Genomic DNA, 21728 nt, shown 5'->3' with positions numbered 1-21728 from the left:
AGGAATTCTCTATAAATTTCCTTCTTTCTGATTCACATTTTTACGCAAAGCTTCTCCCAGTTCCGTAATACACAATAATGTGATCACAAGCACGATTCCCGGAATCAGAATGATCCACCAGGAGTTTGTCATCAATGCCTTTTCAGAAAGTGAGAGCATGCTCCCCCAGGAAATGATTTCCATCGGAAGACCAATCCCAAGAAAGCTCAATGTTGACTCTGCTATGATTGCACTTCTGATGTTCATCACGACCATAAACATAATTGACGAAACAAAATTCGGCAGCAAATGCACATGTAAAATATGCCAGAAACTCCCACCCATACATTTTGCAGCAATCAGATATTCACTCTCACGGAGCTGTCGCACCTCGGTGCGTACCATTTTTGCGATATTCATCCAACTGGTAAGACCAATTACTATGGTGATTGCAACAACCGAGTTCTTTCCTTCCAGTGCCTGAAGAAAGATAATTAACAGAATGGAAGGGATACTCAATAAAATTTCTGTAAAACGCATCATCAGTTCATCAATCCACTCCGGTGCGATTCCACTGAAGGATCCGTAGATCACCGCAATTGTAGTCGATAACACGGTTGATATCAAACCGATAAACAGCGAGATTCTACCACCATATAAAATCATTGAGAAAATATCTCTTCCCATCGTATCCGTTCCAAAAAAGAACTCTTTATTCGGTGAAATGTTACAGTTCTCCAGATCCATGTATGTAGGGTCTTTCGTCATAAAGAAACGACAGAAAACACAGGCAAATACGATGACTGCAAGAATACTTCCGGCAATTACAAAAGACTTGTTTTTTCCAAAATCATTCATTTTGAATGTCCTTATTCTATTTTCGGATGAACTATTATTCTTCTCAGCTTTTCTCATCTTCTCCACCTTATATTTGACTTGCCTTTCCTGTCATTTTAATTTCTTTCATTCTTGGATCGATCCATTCACTGACAGACTGTCCGATCACATTTCCTGCAATAACAAAAATACCGGTAAATACGCAAAGCACCATCAGCATATTATAGTCATGATATTTTGCACTTTCAAAAGAAAGCGTTCCGATTCCCGGATAGGAAAATACCATTTCCACGATATACGTCCCTTCGATCACATGCTGAAGTGAAATTGCCATCAGACTGATGAACGATGGCATAATATTTTTCACACAGTGAAAGAACAATACTCTTTTTCGTGACATTCCTTTTGCCTTTGCCAGTAAAACATAGTCTTTTCTAGTTTCTTCCAACAATCGGTTACGGATCAGATACGCATAATACCAAAGGTGGCTCAGCACAACAACTGTCAGCGGAAGAATCAGATGCGTCAATCTGCTCAACGGATTTGCCGATTGGCCAAGATCATATGCCCCACTTCCCGGAAGGAGCTTTAGATTCACACTAAAAATCAAAATCAATATAAGTGACAACCAGAATTCCGGAATACAGCTTGTGATTGTTCCCACCTTACGCAAAATCCGGTCTGGAAGCTGATTTTCATAATACACACAGAAAATTCCAAGCAAAAGTGCCAGTCCAAATGTCAGGATAAAACCAATTCCGCCAAGCAATAATGTATTGACTAAACGTCCCTCGATCACCGTAAGAACATCTTGCTTATATTTATACGAGATTCCAAACTCCCCCTGAAAAGCATTTCCAAGCCATTTCACATACTGAACAGGGATGGGTTCGTTTAATCCAAGTCGTTCCATTGCATGCTCATGTTCTTCCACCGACATTCTCTCCGCACGTTCTCCATAATAAGAAACCAGAGGATCCCCGGGTGCCAGCCGCGACATTACAAACACAAGAAGTGAGAGTACAAAAACAGATAGCAAGATCAGTCCGATTTTTCTAAGCCATTGTTTCTTCATCACTCTGCTCCTCTCCTAAAATCTCCGGAATCGGAATCGCCTCCAGAAGTTTCTTCGTATATAAATGCTGCGGATGTTCAAACACCTGCTCGGTTTCTCCTATCTCCACAAGTTTTCCATCCTTCATCACTCCGACACGGTCGCACAACAGACGCACCATTGAAAGATCATGCGCAATAAAAAGGATTGCACAGTCATGTTCTCTTTGTAAATGCCGAAACAGCTTCACCATCTGTGCCTGTGTAGTTACGTCCAGCGAAGCAATTGGTTCATCTGCGATCAAGAGCTTCGGCTTCATTGCAAATGCTCTTGCGATTGCAACTCTCTGTCTTTGTCCGCCTGACAACTCCGGTGGCCACACGTGAAGCTGTTCTTCCTGCAATTCCACTTCTTCCATCATTTCACATAAAAAATCATGTTGTTCTTTCTTGTCAGAAAATACTTTATGTATTTCCAATGGCTCTGCAAGGATCTTCTCAACCTTCATTTTCTGGTTTAAGGAAGATGTTGAATCCTGAAAGATCATCTGCCGCTCTTTTTGCAGTCTTCTTGCATTTTTCTTTTTTGCTTTTTTATCAAGAAGATTTATGCCATCATAAGAAAATGTTTCTGCTTCCGGATTTAGAATTCCCATCAGACATTTTCCAACCGTTGACTTTCCAGATCCTGACTCACCTACCAGTCCAAAAATCTCGTCTCTTCTTATCTCAAAGGACACATCTTTCACCGCTTGAAACACCCTTTTTCTATCTAAAGGATAGAAGTAGGACAAATGTGAGATTTCTACCAGTTTTTCATGCAATTCTGATTCACTTATTAATTTTGATTCATTTCTATGCATATAATAAGGATGATCATGAAGCAATTTCTTTGTATAAGAATGTTTTGGAGCTGTGAAAAGCTGTTTTGCTTCTTCCAATTCCACGATATTTCCATCCTGCATTACAGCAACCCGGTCTGCGATCTGAGCAACAACTCCGAGATCATGTGTGATAAACAGAATGCTTAAATTCAATTCTTTCTGTAATTTTTTCAACAGTTTCAGAATCTCTGCCTGAATTGTCACATCCAAAGCTGTCGTCGGTTCATCCGCAATTAAAAGCTTTGGATTTGAGGCAAGTGCTATTGCAAGCACACATCTCTGACGCATTCCACCTGAAAAATGATACGGATATAGATCATAACGCTGCTCTGCGTCTTTGATCCCAACGAGCTTCATCAGTTCGATTGCCCGCTCTTTTGCTGATTTCTTCTTATTTTTCTCGAAATCTTTCTCTCTTTTCTTCTGATTTAAAGCTTTTTCATGCAACAAAATAGCCTCTTCCATCTGACTTCCAACTGTCATCGTCGGGTTTAACGTACTCTGTGGATCCTGAAAGACCATCGCGATTCCCTGTCCTCGGATCTGCTGCATCTCTTTTTCATTATATCCGATCAGGTTCTGATCTTTATATTGAATGGCTTCACCTGTCACAGATGCACTCTTTGGCAGTAATTTCAAAATTGATCGGCACAGTACAGTCTTTCCACATCCTGACTCTCCAACAAGAGCAAGGACCTCCCCTTGTCTTAACGACAAAGAGACGTCCTTTACTACTTGTTTCTTTCCATCTGAAGTTTGAAATTCAACTGACAAATGCTTCACTGCCAGTATTTCTTCTATTTTCATTCGATTGTCCAATCCTCTACATTCCAGAAAATTCCAACACCATGATGGCCAAGAACTGTATCCTTTGTAATTCCCTGGATTTTCTTATTCGTCACATAATCTACATCGCAATAACAGAAGAATGTATATGCCGGATCTTCTGCAAGTGCAACCTGGAACTTCGCATATGCTTCTTTTCGCTCATTCTCATCACTTGTCTGTCTTGCCTGTGTCAGGTAAGTGTCTACCTGTTCATTGGAATATCCACTGTAATTACTTCCTTTATCTGTACCAAACACTTTATATGTATGGTCATCAGCATCAAACGGGCTTCCCCATCCGATCAAAAATGCTTCCTGATTTGCCCAGTCGATTTCTGACTGAACCTGTGCTTTTGCATCAACTCCAACTTCTTTCAGCTGCTGACATGCGATAGCCGCAAGATCTGCGCGCACCTGATCACCTTCCATCACATTGATTGTAAAAGAAAGCTTCTCTCCGTTTCTCTCATAGATTCCGTCATCTCCCAATGTCCAGCCAGCCGCTTCTAACACTTCTTTTGCTTTTGCCGGATCATAAGAGTATTTCTCTACATCTTCATTATTATATTTATTTCTCTGAAGCGGACCATAAGCTACAACACCTTCTCCCAGAAGAACACTGTCCACCATCTTCTGACGATCAATCGCATAACTGATTGCCGGAATCGCATCTTTGTTTCTCTGCCAGAATTCATTATTAAAGTTATAAAGGATGCCTCTGTAATCCGCTGTCTTCATATCATATACTGTAAAAGCATCATCATCCACGAAATTCTGTGCGTCTTTTGGTGTCACCTTTGCCAGATTGATCTCACCGGATTTTAACTGGAGTGCCTTTGCATTATCATCCGGTACAATCTTAAACACGATTGTATCAATCTTCGGAGCTCCTTTATAATAATCCTCATTCTTTACAAGTGTAATACTCTGTCCTTCATCCCACTCCTGAATCTTATACGGACCCGTTCCGATTGGATTATGGAAATATTCATCTGTCTGCATATCCTTGCCTTCCAGTAAGTGTTTCGGAAGGATACCAATTGTCATATAGTCGAGAAATGCCACATTCTTATCCTGAAGTGTAAAAGAGATCGTCTTATCATCGATCACATTGATTGCTGTAACATCCTCGTAATTAGAAGCAATCTCTGATTCATTGTCCGGATCCATGATTGCTTTGATCGTAAACTCAACATCCTCTGCTGTAAATTTCTCTCCATCTTGCCAATTTACATCATCCCTAAGATGGAATGTATAAGTATTTGTCGCGTCATCCAACTCCCAGGATTCTGCCAGTCCCGGTACTACCTCATTATTCTCATCATGTGCTGTCAGACCATCAAACAGAAGCAAATTAATCTCTCCATGCTCATCAATAGCCGGATTGATCCTTGTGTAATCATTACTTCCATAGATTAGTGTAGACCCGCTTTGTGTAGTCTTATTATTTGCATTGTCTGATTTGCTTCCACAGCCTGTAAGTACACCACCTGCCAACATGCATACAGCTAATGTTGTTGCAAGCACTCGTGATAATTTTCTTCGTTTCATCGTTTTCTCCTCACGCTGTCTATTTTCTTTCAATGCAATTTATTGTATAAGAAATAGAATAAATCCACAAGCCAGGTAGGGGGATATAGAATCTCTTAATCACTCAAAAAGAGAGGACTTCGTCAAAAAAGTCCTCTCATCTCTCACGAATCTTTCCGTGTTACTGTTTTCTGAATTTCACCATTCCTGATTTCTGTTCCACTTCTTGATTCTTTTTTATTATCTTTTTCTTTTTTTCAGTACAACAACAATTGCTGCCATTGAAAGAATAACACCTGCTGCCGCCGGAATGATCGGTGTAACATCACCTGTCTTAGTTGCTTTTCCGTTTGTTCCGCTCACTGTGTTTCCGCCATTCTGCTTACCTGCTGTTGTTGCCTGATGTTTTCCATCAGAACCTGATCCATTATTCTTGTCAGATCCTGTAGCACCGTTTCCATTTCCACTTCCCGGTTTTGATGGGTTCGACGGTTTTGATGGGTTCGACGGTTTTGATGGGTCGGATGGTTTTGATGCATTATCTTTCTCATCATTCAAAGCTTTCATTGCGTTCTGCAGATCAAGAACTGCTGCGTCAACGATTGGCTGTTCGTAAACTGAAAGTTCTTCGTTTGCCATAACTGCTTCTGCTTTAGCAAAAGCTGCATTGAACAGTGCAACATTTTCTGCGCTATATCCTGTCAGATCCATTGCTTTTGCTTTTCCAATGATTTCCTCCAGTACAGACTTATCTGCTTTGTAGCGAAGTCCTGTCATTGCTGTTGTAAGAACTGCTTTTGCCTTGTCTACATCTTCCTGTGTTGCGGACTCATCTGCAAGTACTTTCTTTGCTGCTTCAAGTGCTACTTCGAATGTATTCCATCCTGCGCTGAGATAGTTCTCTTTCTTGTAATCAGCTGTGGAGTCTACCAGTTTCTGAAGAGATGTCTTATCTCCCTTCTTAACAAGTGCTTCTGCTGCATCAAGAAGTTTCTGGTCTGCTACTACAACATCCTCTTCTAATGCATCTCCATCTACAAGCACTTTTCCTGCAATCTCAAGTGCCTCTACAAATGCATCTTTCTCTGCTCCATCAATATACTGATCAAGATCTAATGCACTGTATAATGTATAGTGATTCTGCAGATCTGTCTTATCTCCAGCCTTGAATCCAAGCTTCTGGATTTCTTCGATCAATGCGATTGTTGTATTGTCGATTACTGCCTGGCTTGACTGAACATTAGCACTTACATCTTTCGCATAATTAAATACTGCTGTAAAGCTTTCTCTTACGCTCTCGATAGCTGTATCTACTTCTCCGGCATCTATATTTTTCTGCGCTACGGAGATTACCATATCTAATGAACTCTTGTCTGTTGTTATTACATCATTCAGATTAAACAGACGGAATGCATCAATGCTTGTATACCAACCATAGTTATGATAATAATCATAGAGCCATGCTTTATTAATTCTAAGTTTAACCTTATCAGACTTAAAACTATCGAATAAGAATACTCTGGACTGTCCATCGATAGATGCTCCTTCGACTGCGGCAACCCATTTGTTTCCATCCCAGTATTCGATATCCATATCTTTGATATCCATATAATCTGGAATGTAATTGTCTAATGCTACTTCTGCCGCATTTACTTCTACAGGCTCTGCAAACTGAAGTTCAAGCTCTGCCGGAATGTTCTGCAACTGCCAAGCTGTACCATTATGTTTTCCATCAAGCGCACCTGCTAAACCTTCACTGTCACCTGATGTTCCGTTGTCTGTAACAGATTTATAAGTTTTTTCAATGCTGTCTTCTACATTCAGTGCTTCCTTGCTGATATATTCCGCTGAAGCCACTTCACTCATCTGACGTCTTCCAAGGAACAATGCTGCTTTTACTGTTTCTTTGGATCTTGTCATTGCAAATGGTTCTGTATATTCCTCTGAGAACCATGTTGGCTCATTTCCATCGATCGTATATCTGATCTGAAGATCATCAAACTCGCTGGAAATCGCAACTTTATCTTCTGCTCCGAGCATTTCCTTATCCGTTGGTTTAATTGTTACTATCAATTTATCCCAAATTCCAAGAAGTGCATCTTTCGCCTCATCAACACTCTTCTTCATCAGATTCAGCTCAGTAACTGTGCATTCTTTGTCTTTCAGAAGTTCTATTGCTGCATCTAACTGGTTGTCCAGATCTGCTGCTGTATTGATATAGCTTGCCCAATCTTCGTTTACGTCTCTTCCTTCATATACTTCTTCTGCTGCATAGTAGGAATCTTTTAATGTAATTGCAGCTTCTCCAACCTTGATTGCTTTGAGAAGGATCTGTGAATGATTGTAATATTCATCAGATTTCTCTTCTTCTACAACCTTCTCTGCTGCCTCGATCAATTCCTCAAGATGTGCTTTCTGATCAGCAAGAAGTTCATCGTCCATCTTTGCTGCAAGCTCTTTCGCCTGATCGATCACGCCCTGAAGTTTCTCAGGTGTTGAATGGAAGTCGATTGTGTAAGTTTCTCCCACCTCTGTCGGGAAGGAAATCTTGTTGTCTGAGTGAACTGTTGTCTCTACCTTTGTTCCGTCAGATTTCTTCACTTCGTAAGCTGCGATATTCTCATATTCGCCTGTAAATGTATTTCCATTTCTTGATGTAATCTCGAAACGATCTGCTTTACCTTCTGACCAGTTCATGTCGATCTCAAAGTTGCCTCTTGCAACGATACCTTCTACATGTCCTGTGTTCCACTGCTCTGGGATTGCCGGCAGGAACTGTACATAACCAAGCTGGCTCTGAAGAAGCATCTCATTTACACCTGCTGTATAACCAAAGTTACCATCGATCTGGAAGATCGGGTATCCTTTGTAGTTTGCTCCTCCACCGTGTGATGAGAGAAGATTTGTCAGGAATCCTGAATTTCCGCCACCAACTGCGGACTGTACGATCTGGAATGCCTCATTAGAGTGTCCTGTACGTGCCCAAAGGTTCAGTTTGTGTGCTTTTGACCAACCTGTTGCATCCAGGCCTCTTTCGTTCAGGGATACGATTGCTGCATCCATGAATTCCGGATTGTCTTTGCTGATCATATTACATGGATATAATGCCATCAGATGTGACAGATGACGGTGCGGTGGCTGTACTCCTCCACTCTGTGCGCCAAGGCTCTGTCTCCACTGTGGGATATCAATCTCACCAAGGTCTCCTGCCTGTGCTTTTCCGAAATGTGTTTCTTCATACCACTCTTTTACCTGTCCGTCGTCACCAACTAAGACTGGATCCAGTTTGGACTGTTTTTCTTTCCACTGTTCAACCAGATCTGCATCAACACCTAATGTCTCTGCTGCCTGAATTGTATTCTCAAAGTGCTGCCAGATAAACTGCTGATCGTAAGATGCACCGTTTACGATCGGTCCGTTCTCCGGTGAGTAAGAAGGAGCTGATACGTAACGCTGCTGATACTCACTCCAGTAAAGAGCCTCATTCCAGAAGTTTGCAACTTCTTTCAGAGATGGATACAATTCGTTTTTCAGGTAATCTGTGTCTTCTGTGTACAGATAGTACTCATATGCATTCAGAAGTGCCCATGCAGAACCGATTGGGTTCCATCCGGCTGCGTTGTTTTTCTGTCCAAGTGCTGAGAACATATATGGTGTACTAAAACATCCTACGAGCCATCCGTTTTCTTCTCCCTCATCACTCTTAATACCGAAAGCTGCTGCTGCCGCATAACGTCCGGCCTCTTTCAGAACATTCAGGTAATCATTGTATGCTATCTGACATTCTGCAAGGTTACTTGCCAGTGTCGGCCAGTAGTTCATCTGAACATTGATATTGAAGTGGTAATCTCCACCCCACTGGAAGTATCCTTCTCCCCAGACACCCTGAAGGTTTGTCGGAAGAGCTCCTTCTCTTGATCCGGCGATTGTCAGATAACGTCCAAACTGGTAACAGATTACTTCCAGAGCTCTCTGCTCGGATTCTGTAGGAATTTCACCACCATTGTTGTCTACCATGTTACGGTACTTTTTGATCAGTTCATCTGTAGGAATTGTAGGAACTTCTTCGTTAAATCCTAATTCCATACGGGAGAACAATGCAGAATGATCTGCTACATGGTCTTCTTTCAGTGCTTCGTATCCTTTTTTAGCTGCTGCATTGATTCTTGCTGTAACCGCATCATGTGGATCCTCTCCACGAAAACTCGGAAGCTCCATCTTGTAGTCTGTACCACATGCAAAGATCAATGTAACTGCATCCGCGTCAGATACTGTGATGGATGGATTTGAACCATTAGCATTTGAAGAAAGGCTTCCTCCCTCGTTGATAACTTTCAACTGTGCTTCAATGTTCAATCCGTTTCCACCTAATGCATCACGCATTGTGATTGTGTCACCGTCAACTGTACTCTTATGAGTTCTTCCTCCGATCAGACTCTGAAGATTTGTATCAAAGCTGATCTTTCCTTTCTTGTCTGCGCTCAGACGTACTGCCATTACATTATCTGGGTAACTGTCAAAGTATTCTCTTGTATAATGAACACCTTCATAATCATAGTTTACAGTTGCCAAGGCTGTACGCATATCCAGATCTCTGACATAATTGGACACTTTTGAAGAATCCTGATTATTGGAGATATACAGGTTTGCGTAATCCTTCGGTGCGCTATATCCTACCAAATCTCCCATAAGCTTGTTCAACCAATCCATTGCCTCACCTTTTGTATTGGTTCCACTTGCCTCATAGGAATCTTCATTAAATCCAAAGACATACTCTGATTTATCATCCAGTTTCTCACGGATCGCATTCAGATCATCTTTGATCTTCTGAAGATCTGCATCTGTCTCTGTTCTGTTTGTTGTACCATAACTATAGCCATTATAACTTGTCGGTCCACCTTCCCAAACAGTTTTCTCATTAATATGGATCTTGTCTTTATTAATGCCGCCGAATACAAGACTTCCCATATAGCCATTTCCGATTGCCAGTGACTGTGTCTGCCAATCTGTTGCCGGTTCATCATACCAGACTCTCAAAAGATTATCATTCTTTGCAGTTTCTTCTGCGATAGCCGCCACCGGTTCCTCTGCAAAAACGGTTGTCGGAACTAACGAAACAGCCATTGCTGCAGCTGTTGTAATTCCGATAAGTTTTTTTAACCTTCTTCTCATGCTTTTGCCTCCTAGTTTTTTAAGTGAACAGTTTTCTTTCTGTCCCTGCGTTGTGTTCACATTCGTTTGCAAATCACAACTTCACAGACATTACTGCCTGCATAAACCTCCTTCCGCTTCTTTTATATTTCAACAGCTCCTGTAACCTCTGTTGTTTGCATTGCTGCCACTGTTTATTTATGCGTTTCACAGAATATACATTTTTTCTTCATATTTTAAACATATTTTTTTCACATTTAGTCGTTCTAAAATTATACCATAGCCACTGAATAAAATCTTGGACAATATAGGACATAAAATATAACGTTTTTCACTTTTCCGTTTTTTTGTATATTTCTACCTTATTTTTCCTTGCACTTTTTGTGTAGTTTTCTGTCATTTTCTTTTTTATCCAACATAGCTTTTATGCTATTTGCCAATATGCGAAAAACCATATGCTATTTTTATAAATAATCGCGTATATTTATTCATTAAAAAAAGCTCCGGTGATTTCAAAAAACACCAGAGCTTCAAATCTTTTATATCTAGTTTTATTTTTAACTTTCTTTGCCTTCTCCGGCAAAGTATTCTTTCACAAGTCTCACAACAACACCTGACAATAAGAATACTGCGATCAGGTTCGGGATTGCCATCAGACCATTGAATGTCTCGGCAATATTCCACATCAATCCAAGTTCCATTGTAGCACCTACAATTGCAACAAGTGCATAGAGTACCATGAATGGCTTATTCGCTTTTGTACCAAGAAGGAATTCCACACATCTCGTTCCGTACAATCCCCATCCGATAATCGTAGAAAATGCAAAACAACACATCGCAACAGCTGTGAAAATAGATACCCAGTTTCCATAAGTGGATGTAAATCCAAGAATAGTAAGTTCTGCTCCTGCCGCCTCTCCATATCCAACCGGAACACCGCTGCACAGAATAACGAGTGCTGTCAATGTACAGATTACAATGGTATCAACAAATACTTCGAAGATTCCAAAGAATCCCTGCTTTACAGGTTTTTTTGTATCTGCACATGCATGTGCGATAGAACCTGTACCAAGTCCTGCCTCATTAGAGAAGATTCCTCTGGAAACACCTTTCTTCATACTCATAAAGAAAGATCCCACGGCTCCTCCTGTCACAGATGCCGGAGAAAACGCTCCTTCGAAAATGGATCCAAATACAGTAGGAATGTTCTGGAAATTCAGAACAACAACTCCAAGTGCAAGAACTATATAGATCAATGCCATAAACGGAACAAGCTTCTCTGTGACCTGACCGATTCTCTTAATTCCGCCAAGAAGGATCAGACCGATCAAAACTGCAAGCACAATTCCGATAATCAGATTCAATGTTCCAACGGAATCTTTTCCTATGATTCCATAGTTAAAAAGTGCAGAATCGATTGCTGTTGTGATTGTATTAACCTGTGTTGCATTTCCTGTTCCAAATACTGTCAGAACTCCAAATGCAGCGAACAGATAAGCCAGCCAGTGCCAATGCTTTTTCAGACCATTTTTGATATAATACATCGGTCCACCGACACGATCTCCTTCCACATTCGTCTCATGGAAATGAACTGCAAGAGTAACTTCTGAAAACTTTGTACACATTCCAAGAAGTGCTGAGATCCACATCCAGAACACTGCGCCCGGTCCTCCGATTGCGATAGCACCGGCAACCCCGGCGATATTTCCGGTTCCGACCGTCGCCGCCAGCGCGGTACAAACTGCCTGGAACGGAGTCAGTGCACCGTCAGATGCATCTCTTTTGCGGAGCATCCTTCCGATCGTCACTTTCATCGCATACGGAAATTTTCTGATCTGAAGGAAGTCGGTCCGGATACTTAAGTAAAGCCCGACTCCAATAATGCAGATCATAGCCGGAACGCCCCAGATAAAGTTATTCACAGCACTATTTACTGATTCTATCGTAGATAACATACTTCTTCAATTCCTTTCTCTTATGATAGATTTTGCCGAAACTGTTTATCGCATTAAATTGATAAACAAGTAAAATAACTTTTAAATTATACCATAAAAGTAGGAAAATGTATAGAATTATAATTCCATTGCCACAGGCAATTTGGAATGAATTTTGGTTACGTTACTGTGAACAGAGCGAACAGTAACGATCCAGGAGTTGACAATTACCAAAAAACATTGAACATTGTACATAAATATGTTATCCTATTTCAAAGCATATTTTCTAAAACATCTAAATTCATATAAAAGTTTCATTACAGGTAGAACGTACCTGCCAAATCAGAAAATTCATGCTTTTAAAATCCATTATTTAAAGCAGAGGTTTTCTGATGGAGAGAGAACTTCTGTGAAAAATCACATAAGGAGGTCTCTTAGATGAAACAAAAGAGAAAACAATTGCCGGAAAAACAACAACCGACAGATGGGAAAATGCTTCAGTGGCATCCTGCATTTTATGCCGACTTGCAGATTGAATTCAGAGAGGAAAAAGAAAAATTAAAATTTGAACGGGAGTATCTATTAAGCTCAAAGCCAATGGCAATTGATGTGTTGATTATTAAAAAAAAGAATGCGGAGCCAATCCATAAAAATATTGGAAAAATATTCCGCAAGTATAATATCATCGAATATAAATCACCATCCGATTCACTTTCCGTGGACGATTTCTATAAGGTATATGGATATACAAATTTTTATAAAGCAGATACAGGTAAGGTAAATGAAATCCCGATTCAGGAGCTAACGATCACCTTAGTGTCAAAACGATACCCAAGAGAACTGATCAGACATTTGGAAGAAGTACGCCATTACACCATTGATAATCCGGAAGAAGGGATTTATTATGTAATTGGAGATATCTTACCGATTCAGATTATTGTAACAAATCGGTTGTCACCAGAGAAAAATCTCTGGTTATATAGTTTGACAGATACCCTGAAAGACATGTCTGTTACTAGACACCTTTTAGAAGATTATAAAAAGAACAAGGAAAATCAGCTGTATCAGGCTGTTATGGAGATTATAGTAAAAGCAAACGAGAATCAGCTAAAGGAGGGAAAACGAGATATGTGTAATGCGTTATTAGAATTAATGAAAGATGAATTAGATGAAAAAAGAGAAGAAGGCATAAAAGAAGGGGAATCTCTTGGGGTAAACAGGATTAATCAACTGATTTTAAAATTATCCGAACTAAACAGAACTGATGATATTCTCAAGGCAGCTGCTGACAGGGAATATCAAAAGAAGTTATTGAAAGAGTTTGGGCTTTAAAAGACTCTGGCTTCGACTGTTTTAGTCTATACCATCGTTTTTCTTATGTCCCAGTTGCCCAGTGAACAGTAACGAATCTCGCCCCATCGCCTTTGGCGATAGGGCGAGATTCATTCAAGTCTGGCAGATTGGTATTTTAGGAGAAGTTATTTATTTTCAAGTTACATCTTACGGAAACTCAAATTATTCCAATACTTCTTTCGAATCAAACTGATCCATAAACTCCGCATACTTTGCTGAATTTTCAAATACCGGCTTATAATTTTTAACAAGTTCTCTGCTTCTTGCTGCTTTTTCTTTCAAAAGTCCATAGGCTCCAAGTGCAAACATCTTCGCAGTGACAATATAAGCTTCTTCCTCATCCGTCACTTCAAATTCCACCTGATGGAGTCCACCCTTTACACCACCTGTATTAAATGTATATACAGGCATTAAGTGCTGGACATCACCGACATCTGTAGATCCGCCCGTATGTCCTGATGCCTCGATCACATTTGTTTCCGGTGCAGAAAGTTCTGCTGCTCTTTTTAATTCTGGGAGTGCTTCTTCCGCAAGTGTCGGAAGGTATCCCGGAAGTGTTGTGATTTCAACCTTCGCTCCCATTGCAACAGCTCCTGCCTGGAAGGATCGGTCTGTTTTCTTCGCTGCATCGGTAAATGCCTCGATTGTTTTTGCTCTTACCAGTGTCTCTACTACAACTTCGTCAGGCACTACATTTACCAGATTGCCGCCCTTTGTAATGATCGGATGGACACGGACACAATCCTCATCACGGAATGTCTCCCGATTCAGACCGAGTGCCTGCAGACCAAGTGACGCCGCCGACAGAGCATTTACACCTTGCTCCGGTGTTCCTGCCGCATGGGCTGCCTTGCCTATGCAGCGGATCACTTTAGATACAAATCCATTTCCGGTTCCACTTCCTACTATGATGTCATCCCCCGGTGCAATGTGATGTGTAATACAAAGATCAATATCATCAAATGCGCCGATACGAAGCAGCTCACATTTTCCACCGCCATATTTTATTTTTCCCTGTGCGCGCAGCTCATTTTTGAATCCAATTTCACCATACTCTTCCGCCGGTGTTGCAAAAAATACCACCTGTCCATCCAGTTTTTCCGCGATCTCCGGAACTGTAAGAGCCAGTGCCGCACCAAAGATTCCAGCCATCTGTGCATGATGTCCGCAGCAATGTGCCGCATCTGTCTCTGGATTCGCATGAGCATGCTCCGGAATCCTAAGTGCATCAAGTTCTCCAAGAAGTGCAAGGCTTGCTGTATCTTTCTTTTCTTCATTTAAATACGCTTTTGTTCCTGTAATTGCAAGTCCTGTCTCTGTGCGCAGACCTAATTCTTTCATCTTCTTTATGAATTTTTCTGCTGTATTGAATTCTTTATATCCAAGTTCTCCATGATCGTATATATCTCTGGCAAATTCAATGATCTCATCTCTGTGCTGATCGATTGCTTCCAGGATTAATTTTTCTGTCTGATCCATTTTCATCACTGCCTTTCTTAATTATTGAAGCTCCTCCGGGATCCACCATAATCCATCATTGTTTTCTTTCATATACTGTTTGAATTCATCTGAGTGGTATGCGTCCACGATTGCCTGTGCCCAATCTGCATCTTTGTTCTCTTCTTTTACAACAACCTGAAGTACAAGATAATCTGAAATATCTTCATTGGCCAGTGCTGTAGAAGCATCAATGCCTGCATTATATACAACACTTCCTGTGATTGCAATATAATCAAAATCAGATTCTGCTGCCGGAATTGTCATGCTGTTCATTTCTGTAAATTCAATATTATGTGGGTTCTCTACAATATCATCCTGTGTAACTGTGGATGGATCAGCATTCTCGTCAAGCTTGATCCAGCCGATTTTCTGAAGCATCAGATAGCAGCGTGCTGTGTTGGACGCATCATTTGGGACTGCAACCTTCGCACCATCCGGGATTTCATCTACAGAATCGTATTTTTCTGAATAAACTCCTGCCGGGACTGTTGGAATCGGACTGATTGCAACCAAATCTGCGTTATAACTCTGATTGAAATTGTCCATGTATGCTGTATGCTGTTCTACATTGACATCTACATCTCCGTCATTTAGTGCAACATCTGCTGTCTGAAGATCTGAGAGGTCAACCGCTTTCAGAGTATATCCTTCTTTTTCAAGGATTGGAACGATTGCATCTTCGAAAAGTTCTGTATATGGTCCCTGGGATTTTCCATAGACGATTTCCTTTTTCTCTGATGTATCCGCGTCACTTTTCTTCGTATCTCCTGAACCTGAATTTCCGCATGCTGCCAAACTGAATGCTGTTGTCGCTACTAATAAGCCTGCAATAATTTTCTTGATTTTCATAATATTATTCTCCTTATTTCTCATTCTTTTCTTTATAAAAATTATCTGTGTTGTCTGAGTTTTCTTGAAATTGTATTTCCTGCAAGCTGAAGAATCTGTACAAATACAACCAGTACAACTACAGTAAAGATCATCAGTGGTGTATTCATCCTCTGATATCCATAAGTCAGTGCCAGATCTCCGACACCTCCGCCGCCTACATATCCGGCCATTGCGGATGCACCAAGCAATCCGATCGTACCTGTTGTCAATGCAAGTACGATAGAGCCAAGTGTCTCCGGAAGCAGAAAATACCGAATCGTCTGCCAGGTAGATGCCCCCATTGCTTCAGCCGCTTCCAGAATACCCGGATTAATCTCCAGTAAGCTATTTTCCATCAAGCGTGCAAGATATGGACTGATATAAATAACAAGCGGGACAAGTGATGCTGTACTTCCGATGGTCGTTCCAACAATTGCTCTTGTCAACGGCATAATCGCTACCAGTAAGATCACAAATGGAATACTTCTTACTATATTAATATAGATACTTACAATATTGTAAAGGATCAGATTCTCTACCAGTCCTCCCTTACGGCAAAGCACAAGGATCAGTGCCAAAATAATTCCTATGATTGTTCCAATAATCAGTGACCATGCAACCATATATAAGGTCTGTCCCCCACTGGTCAGTAACTTTTCCAAGGATACTCCAAAATATTCTTGTTCCATTAAATCGCCTCCACTCTTTCTCTGATTACTCCATTCCCATCAATCTGTTTCTCAGCTTCTAGTATTTTCTCTTCCGTTCCGATCAGCTGCAAAATGAACACACACATTACATTTTCCTGCAATTCTTGCACGGTTGCTCCCAGAATATTTACTACAATTCCATCCACATGACAGATATCCGAAATTACCGGACGTTTTACACTGCTTCCGATAAACTTAAGCCTCTCTACCCGGAAATGTTCTTTCTGTTCTTTTACAAGACTAATAATACTTTCCGGAATCTGATCATTTACTACAGTCTGAACGAATCTTCTTGTAACAGGTGCCTGTGGCTTTCCGAATACATCAAGCACACTTCCGGCCTCTACTACTTGTCCGTTCTCCATAACTGCTACTTTATTACAGATCATCTGAACAACCTGCATCTGATGTGTGATCAGAAGGATTGTAACTCCCATCTCCCGGTTGATCTTCTTAAGCAGTCTTAGAATGGATTCTGTAGTTTGTGGATCCAGTGCACTTGTTGCCTCGTCACAGAGCAGGATGTCCGGTGTTGTTGTCAGTGCCCTTGCGATTCCCACTCTCTGTTTCTGTCCTCCCGAAAGCTGGCTTACATAAACATCTTTCTTATCTTCCAGTTCTACAAACTGGAGTACTTCTTTTACTTTCTTATCAATCTCTTCCTTTGGTGCCTTTTCAAGAATCAATGGCAATGCAATGTTGTGATACACTGTTTTTGATTCAAGAAGATTAAATTGCTGAAAAACCATTCCGATTTTTCTTCTAAGCTTGCGAAGCTGCGTTTTTTTCAGATTCCCAAGATTTTCTCCCTGGACTATAACATTTCCCGTATCCGGTGTCTCTAATCCATTTACCAACCGGATCAAAGTTGATTTACCTGCTCCGGAAAATCCGATAATTCCGTAGATGTCACCTTTCTCTACATGAATGCTGACATCCTGCAGCGCATGTACTGTACCGTATTTCCCGGAAAATGTTTTGTTTGCATGTTCTACTTTTATCATACTCATCACTCCATCTATCATTTGATGTAACGTTGTTACTTTTTCGCATCTCAGATTCGATAGGCGTATGATACACCTTATTAACCTACTACGTCAATAGGTTTTATATGTTTTCGGCGTTTTGTTTTTATATTCCTATGTGTTTAGTAGGTTTATAGTGCATTTTAACCAGTCCCGTTATAAGAATGCTGTTCACACATCGTGTGAACAATACCGGCTGGCAACACTTGATTTCTGAATCTGAAAATTTTCATTGCATTACCATAGGACTTTCTATTATAATAGAAATGTTATAGACGATATAAAACGAAACAATTTCAAAAATGTATCGTTTTTTGAGATTGTCTCTGTATGATTACAAGTATTTTTTATAGAAAGGATTAACTAATTCATGTGGATTGCAGATAATTGGAAAGATTACGAAATTCTTGACTGCTCAGGTGGCGAAAAGCTTGAGCGTTGGGGAAATTATCTTCTTGTCCGTCCGGACCCGCAGGTCATCTGGGATACTCCTAAGAAGAACCGCGGTTGGAAGGAGATGAACGGACATTATCACCGTAGCAAAAAGGGTGGCGGTGAATGGGAGTTTTTTAGTCTCCCACAGCAGTGGCAGATCCATTACGGTTCTCTCACATTTAATTTAAAACCATTTAGTTTCAAGCACACAGGACTCTTCCCTGAGCAGGCAACTAACTGGGACTGGTTCTCTGAAAAGATTAAGAATGCTGGACGTCCGGTCAAGGTACTGAACCTTTTTGCTTATACTGGAGGTGCTACACTTGCAGCGGCAGCTGCCGGAGCGCAGGTTACTCATGTAGATGCATCTAAGGGTATGGTGACATGGGCAAAGGAGAATGCGGTTTCTTCCGGTCTGGGAGATGCACCGATCCGCTGGCTTGTCGATGACTGTGTGAAGTTCGTTGAGCGCGAGATCCGCCGTGGCAACACTTATGATGCAATCATTATGGATCCGCCGTCATATGGGCGTGGACCAAAAGGCGAGATCTGGAAGATTGAAGATATGATCCATCCACTCATCAAGCTTTGTACAAAGATTCTTTCCAAGGATGCACTATTCTTCCTTGTGAATTCTTATACAACAGGACTTGCTCCTGCCGTACTTACCTACATGATCTCAACTGAATTAAAACCTTGGAACGGACATGTAGATTCTCAGGAGATCGGACTTCCTGTTACAGATTCAGGATTGGTTCTTCCATGTGGTGCTTCCGGTCGTTGGGAACGTGACTAGCAGAATCCCAATTATAATTCGTTTGTTACTGGCTTCAAATTTCTGAGTCAGTGGCTATAAATTGTACCTGTGCAAAACGTTACTGCTCACAGTAACTTCTAAACAGCTACAGCAATATTCTAAACAGCAGAAAAGACCAGAGGTTCTTGTTTCAATTTGTAAAACAAGCCTCTGGTCTTTTCATTTATTTATGCTGTTCTTGAACTCCCCTGACAGATTTCTTCAAACTCTTTTAATTTCTGTCTTGCCTGCGGACTTAAGTTTCTTGGCACTTCAATCTGAATTGTCACATACTGGTCTCCGTGAACGATGAATCTTTCATCGAAACAATTCCCTTACCTCTCAGACGAATCTTGGAACCCGATTGTGTTCCCTCTTTAATCTTACACATAACATCTCCATACAGTGTATGGACCAATGCCTCACCTCCGAACACAGCTGTTGTATACGGAACAGATACGGTTGTATATACATCCATACCTTTCCGCTCATATCCAGGTTTCGGAGCAACTGTTACTTTCAACAGAAGATCTCCGGCTTCACCACCACCGGTTCCCGGCATTCCCTTTCCTCTTAAACGGATTGACTTTCCGTTATCAATACCTGCCGGAATATGAACCTTCAGTGACTGTCCCGGTTGTCCTGGATTTTCCGGATTACTCAGAGTAATAACCTTATCTCCACCAAATGCAGCCTCGTCAAATCCTACAGTGATACCTGCCTTGATATCAGAACCTTTTGATTTAAAGCTTTCACCTCCAAATCCTCCTGTAAATCCTGATGTCCTTCTGCTGCGACCTGAAGCACTTCCTCCATGGAACATATTTCCGAAAATGTCACCAAACATGTCATCCATGTCGCCACCTTCAAAATGATACTCCTGATATCCACTTCCCGGTCCACCATAACTACGGTAAGTACCGCCTTTGAATCCGCCGTTTCCGCCGAATCCTCCAAAGCCACCTGTACCGGCATTTCCATATCCGGAACCTGCAGCACCGCTCTGATCAAATGCAGCATGACCGAACTGGTCATACAGTTTCTTCTTCTCCGGATCACTCAGTACAGAGTACGCCTCCGTCACTTCTTTGAATTTCTTCTCCGCTTCTTTATCCCCAGGATTCGTGTCCGGATGATACTTCTTTGCCAGCTTACGATATGCTCTCTTTATTTCTTTATCCTCTGCGCCCTTTGACAGCCCAAGCACTTCATAATAATCTCGTTTCATTCTTTCCACATCCTTCCGAATCTCTTATTGTTTTGAACATATATAGTTTATTATTTCTCTGTGTTCTACTTGTAATATAGCAGACATTTTCCAGGCTGTCAATATATCAATCTTAATTTCAATATTAGGTCAATAAATATATCTGTTCCATTTACAGGAATCCTAACAGACAAATCAAATTTTATTTTAACAACTCTCGCAGCACCTGGTTCACCATTCCAGGGTTTGCTTTCCCCTTCATGGCGCGCATTGTCTGTCCAAGCAGTGCTCCGATTGCTTTCTCTTTACCGCCTTTGAAGTCTGCGACTGCCTGTGGGTTGTCTGCGATCACTTTGGCAGCTGTCTCACGGAGTGCACCTTCATCGTTCACCATCTTAAGCCCGTGTTCTTCGACATATTTCTCAGGATCTATATCCTCATGGAAAATCTGCTTGAATACATCTTTTGCCACAGAACTGTTAATGGTTCCTGCCTCCGCAAGATCAATTAATTTTGCCAGGTTCTCCGGAGAGAATGTTAAATCTTCCGGCTCCATTCCATTGTCTTTCATCAGACGGAAGGTCTCTCCGATCAGCCAGTTTGCAACTTTCTTCGGTTTCTCACAGATTGCTGTTGTTGCCTCAAAAAGATCGGCCATTTTCTTAGAACCTGTGATGATCTCTGCGTCATACTGCGGAATATCAAACTGTTCCTTGTAACGCTCCAGCTTCTCCGTACGAAGTTCCGGCTGCTGAGATTTGATTTTCTCGATCCATTCATCACTGATCACGATCGGAACAAGGTCCGGTTCCGGGAAATAACGATAATCCTGTGCATCCTCTTTGGAACGCATTGCATAAGAATGCTCTTTGTTGTCATCCCAGCGTCTTGTCTCCTGTACAACCTGTTTTCCTTCTTCGATCAACTCAATCTGTCTCTGACGCTCGCCTTCAATTGCATGTGCGATTGCCTTAAATGAGTTCAGGTTCTTCATCTCTGTTCTTGTACCAAACTGATCGGATCCGACTTCACGGACAGACAGGTTGACATCTGCACGCATAGAACCTTCCTGAAGCTTACAATCAGATGCTCCTAAATACTGCACGATCATACGCAGTTTTTCAAGATAAGCAATAACTTCTTCTGCGGAACGCATATCCGGTTCAGATACGATCTCTACAAGTGGCACACCGCTTCGGTTATAATCGACAAGTGACGTATCATCCCACTCATCATGAACCAGCTTACCTGCATCTTCTTCCATATGCATCTCGTGGATTCTTACTTTCTTCTTTCCTGAACCACTCTCGATCTCTACATATCCATCTCTGGCAATCGGGAGATACAGCTGGGAAATCTGATAGTTTTGCGGGTTATCTGGGTAGAAATAGTTTTTACGGTCAAATTTGCACACTTGTGTAATCTTACAGTTTGTTGCAAGACCAATCGCCATAGCATATTCTACAACTTGTTTATTCAACACCGGAAGCGATCCCGGCATACCGGTACATACCGGACAAGTATGTGTATTCGGTGCGCCACCGAATTCTGTGCTGCATCCACAGAAGATCTTTGTCTTTGTAGCCAGCTCAATATGCACTTCCAGTCCAATGACTGTTTCATACTGCTTTGCCATT

The 21728-nt window shown here is 41.3% G+C and carries 14 protein-coding genes; 2 read left to right on the top strand and 12 right to left on the bottom strand.

What is annotated here, in order from left to right; genetic code table 11:
- Positions 1 to 9: 9 nt before the first annotated feature.
- The 6 genes from DXB52_RS01110 to DXB52_RS01085 all read right to left on the bottom strand — a co-directional run bounded on the left by DXB52_RS01110 (position 10) and on the right by DXB52_RS01085 (position 12216).
- Positions 10 to 837 (bottom strand): ABC transporter permease, encoded by an 828-nt coding sequence (locus tag DXB52_RS01110; protein WP_243004762.1) that lies wholly within the window; start codon positions 835 to 837, stop codon positions 10 to 12.
- Positions 838 to 904: 67 nt separating this feature from the next.
- Positions 905 to 1891, bottom strand: a complete 987-nt coding sequence (locus DXB52_RS01105) for an ABC transporter permease (protein ID WP_117960608.1) — start codon at positions 1889 to 1891, stop codon at positions 905 to 907.
- A complete protein-coding gene (locus DXB52_RS01100; RefSeq protein WP_117960610.1) occupies positions 1872 to 3560 on the bottom strand; it encodes a dipeptide ABC transporter ATP-binding protein in 1689 nt (562 codons plus the stop codon). Before DXB52_RS01100 ends, DXB52_RS01105 begins: the two co-directional genes overlap by 20 nt.
- Positions 3557 to 5131 (bottom strand): ABC transporter substrate-binding protein, encoded by a 1575-nt coding sequence (locus tag DXB52_RS01095; protein ID WP_117960612.1) that lies wholly within the window; start codon positions 5129 to 5131, stop codon positions 3557 to 3559. Before DXB52_RS01095 ends, DXB52_RS01100 begins: the two co-directional genes overlap by 4 nt.
- Before the next feature lie 219 nt (positions 5132 to 5350).
- Positions 5351 to 10282, bottom strand: a complete 4932-nt coding sequence (locus tag DXB52_RS01090) for a glycosyl hydrolase family 95 catalytic domain-containing protein (RefSeq protein ID WP_118106293.1) — start codon at positions 10280 to 10282, stop codon at positions 5351 to 5353.
- Between the two features lie 536 nt (positions 10283 to 10818).
- On the bottom strand, positions 10819 to 12216 hold the full coding sequence (locus DXB52_RS01085; protein ID WP_117540897.1) for an alanine/glycine:cation symporter family protein: 1398 nt from the start codon (positions 12214 to 12216) through the stop codon (positions 10819 to 10821).
- 417 nt (positions 12217 to 12633) lie between these two features.
- On the opposite strand from DXB52_RS01085, the gene DXB52_RS01080 reads away from it, so the two are divergent.
- Positions 12634 to 13527: a 3-isopropylmalate dehydrogenase gene (locus tag DXB52_RS01080; RefSeq protein WP_118106291.1), complete on the top strand. Its 894-nt coding sequence runs from the start codon at positions 12634 to 12636 to the stop codon at positions 13525 to 13527.
- Positions 13528 to 13710: 183 nt separating this feature from the next.
- Here DXB52_RS01080 and DXB52_RS01075 read toward each other — a convergent pair whose 3' ends face one another.
- The 4 genes from DXB52_RS01075 to DXB52_RS01060 are packed head-to-tail and all read right to left on the bottom strand — an operon-like array spanning position 13711 to position 17632.
- A complete protein-coding gene (locus DXB52_RS01075; RefSeq protein ID WP_118106289.1) occupies positions 13711 to 15027 on the bottom strand; it encodes an amidohydrolase in 1317 nt (438 codons plus the stop codon).
- A gap of 21 nt (positions 15028 to 15048) precedes the next feature.
- A complete protein-coding gene (locus tag DXB52_RS01070; RefSeq protein ID WP_118106287.1) occupies positions 15049 to 15897 on the bottom strand; it encodes a MetQ/NlpA family ABC transporter substrate-binding protein in 849 nt (282 codons plus the stop codon).
- 41 nt (positions 15898 to 15938) lie between these two features.
- A complete protein-coding gene (locus DXB52_RS01065; protein ID WP_117579144.1) occupies positions 15939 to 16607 on the bottom strand; it encodes a methionine ABC transporter permease in 669 nt (222 codons plus the stop codon).
- Positions 16607 to 17632, bottom strand: a complete 1026-nt coding sequence (locus DXB52_RS01060) for a methionine ABC transporter ATP-binding protein (RefSeq protein ID WP_118106285.1) — start codon at positions 17630 to 17632, stop codon at positions 16607 to 16609. Before DXB52_RS01060 ends, DXB52_RS01065 begins: the two co-directional genes overlap by 1 nt.
- Before the next feature lie 391 nt (positions 17633 to 18023).
- Between DXB52_RS01060 and DXB52_RS01055 the strand changes: the two genes are divergently transcribed.
- Positions 18024 to 18884, top strand: a complete 861-nt coding sequence (locus tag DXB52_RS01055; protein WP_015528327.1) for a class I SAM-dependent methyltransferase — start codon at positions 18024 to 18026, stop codon at positions 18882 to 18884.
- 286 nt (positions 18885 to 19170) lie between these two features.
- Here the strand turns inward: DXB52_RS01055 and DXB52_RS01050 are convergent, their stop codons facing one another.
- Positions 19171 to 20112, bottom strand: a complete 942-nt coding sequence (locus DXB52_RS01050; RefSeq protein WP_472519896.1) for a DnaJ C-terminal domain-containing protein — start codon at positions 20110 to 20112, stop codon at positions 19171 to 19173.
- Between the two features lie 181 nt (positions 20113 to 20293).
- Positions 20294 to 21727 (bottom strand): Asp-tRNA(Asn)/Glu-tRNA(Gln) amidotransferase subunit GatB, encoded by a 1434-nt coding sequence (gene gatB / locus DXB52_RS01045; RefSeq protein ID WP_055160943.1) that lies wholly within the window; start codon positions 21725 to 21727, stop codon positions 20294 to 20296.
- Position 21728: the final 1 nt, after the last annotated feature.

Source organism: Ruminococcus sp. OM04-4AA (genome assembly GCF_003462585.1).
GTDB classification, from domain to species: Bacteria; Bacillota; Clostridia; order Lachnospirales; family Lachnospiraceae; genus Mediterraneibacter; species Mediterraneibacter faecis.
The sequence above is the reverse complement of the archived record's forward strand: the minus strand, read 5'-3'. Positions and strand labels throughout refer to the sequence as shown.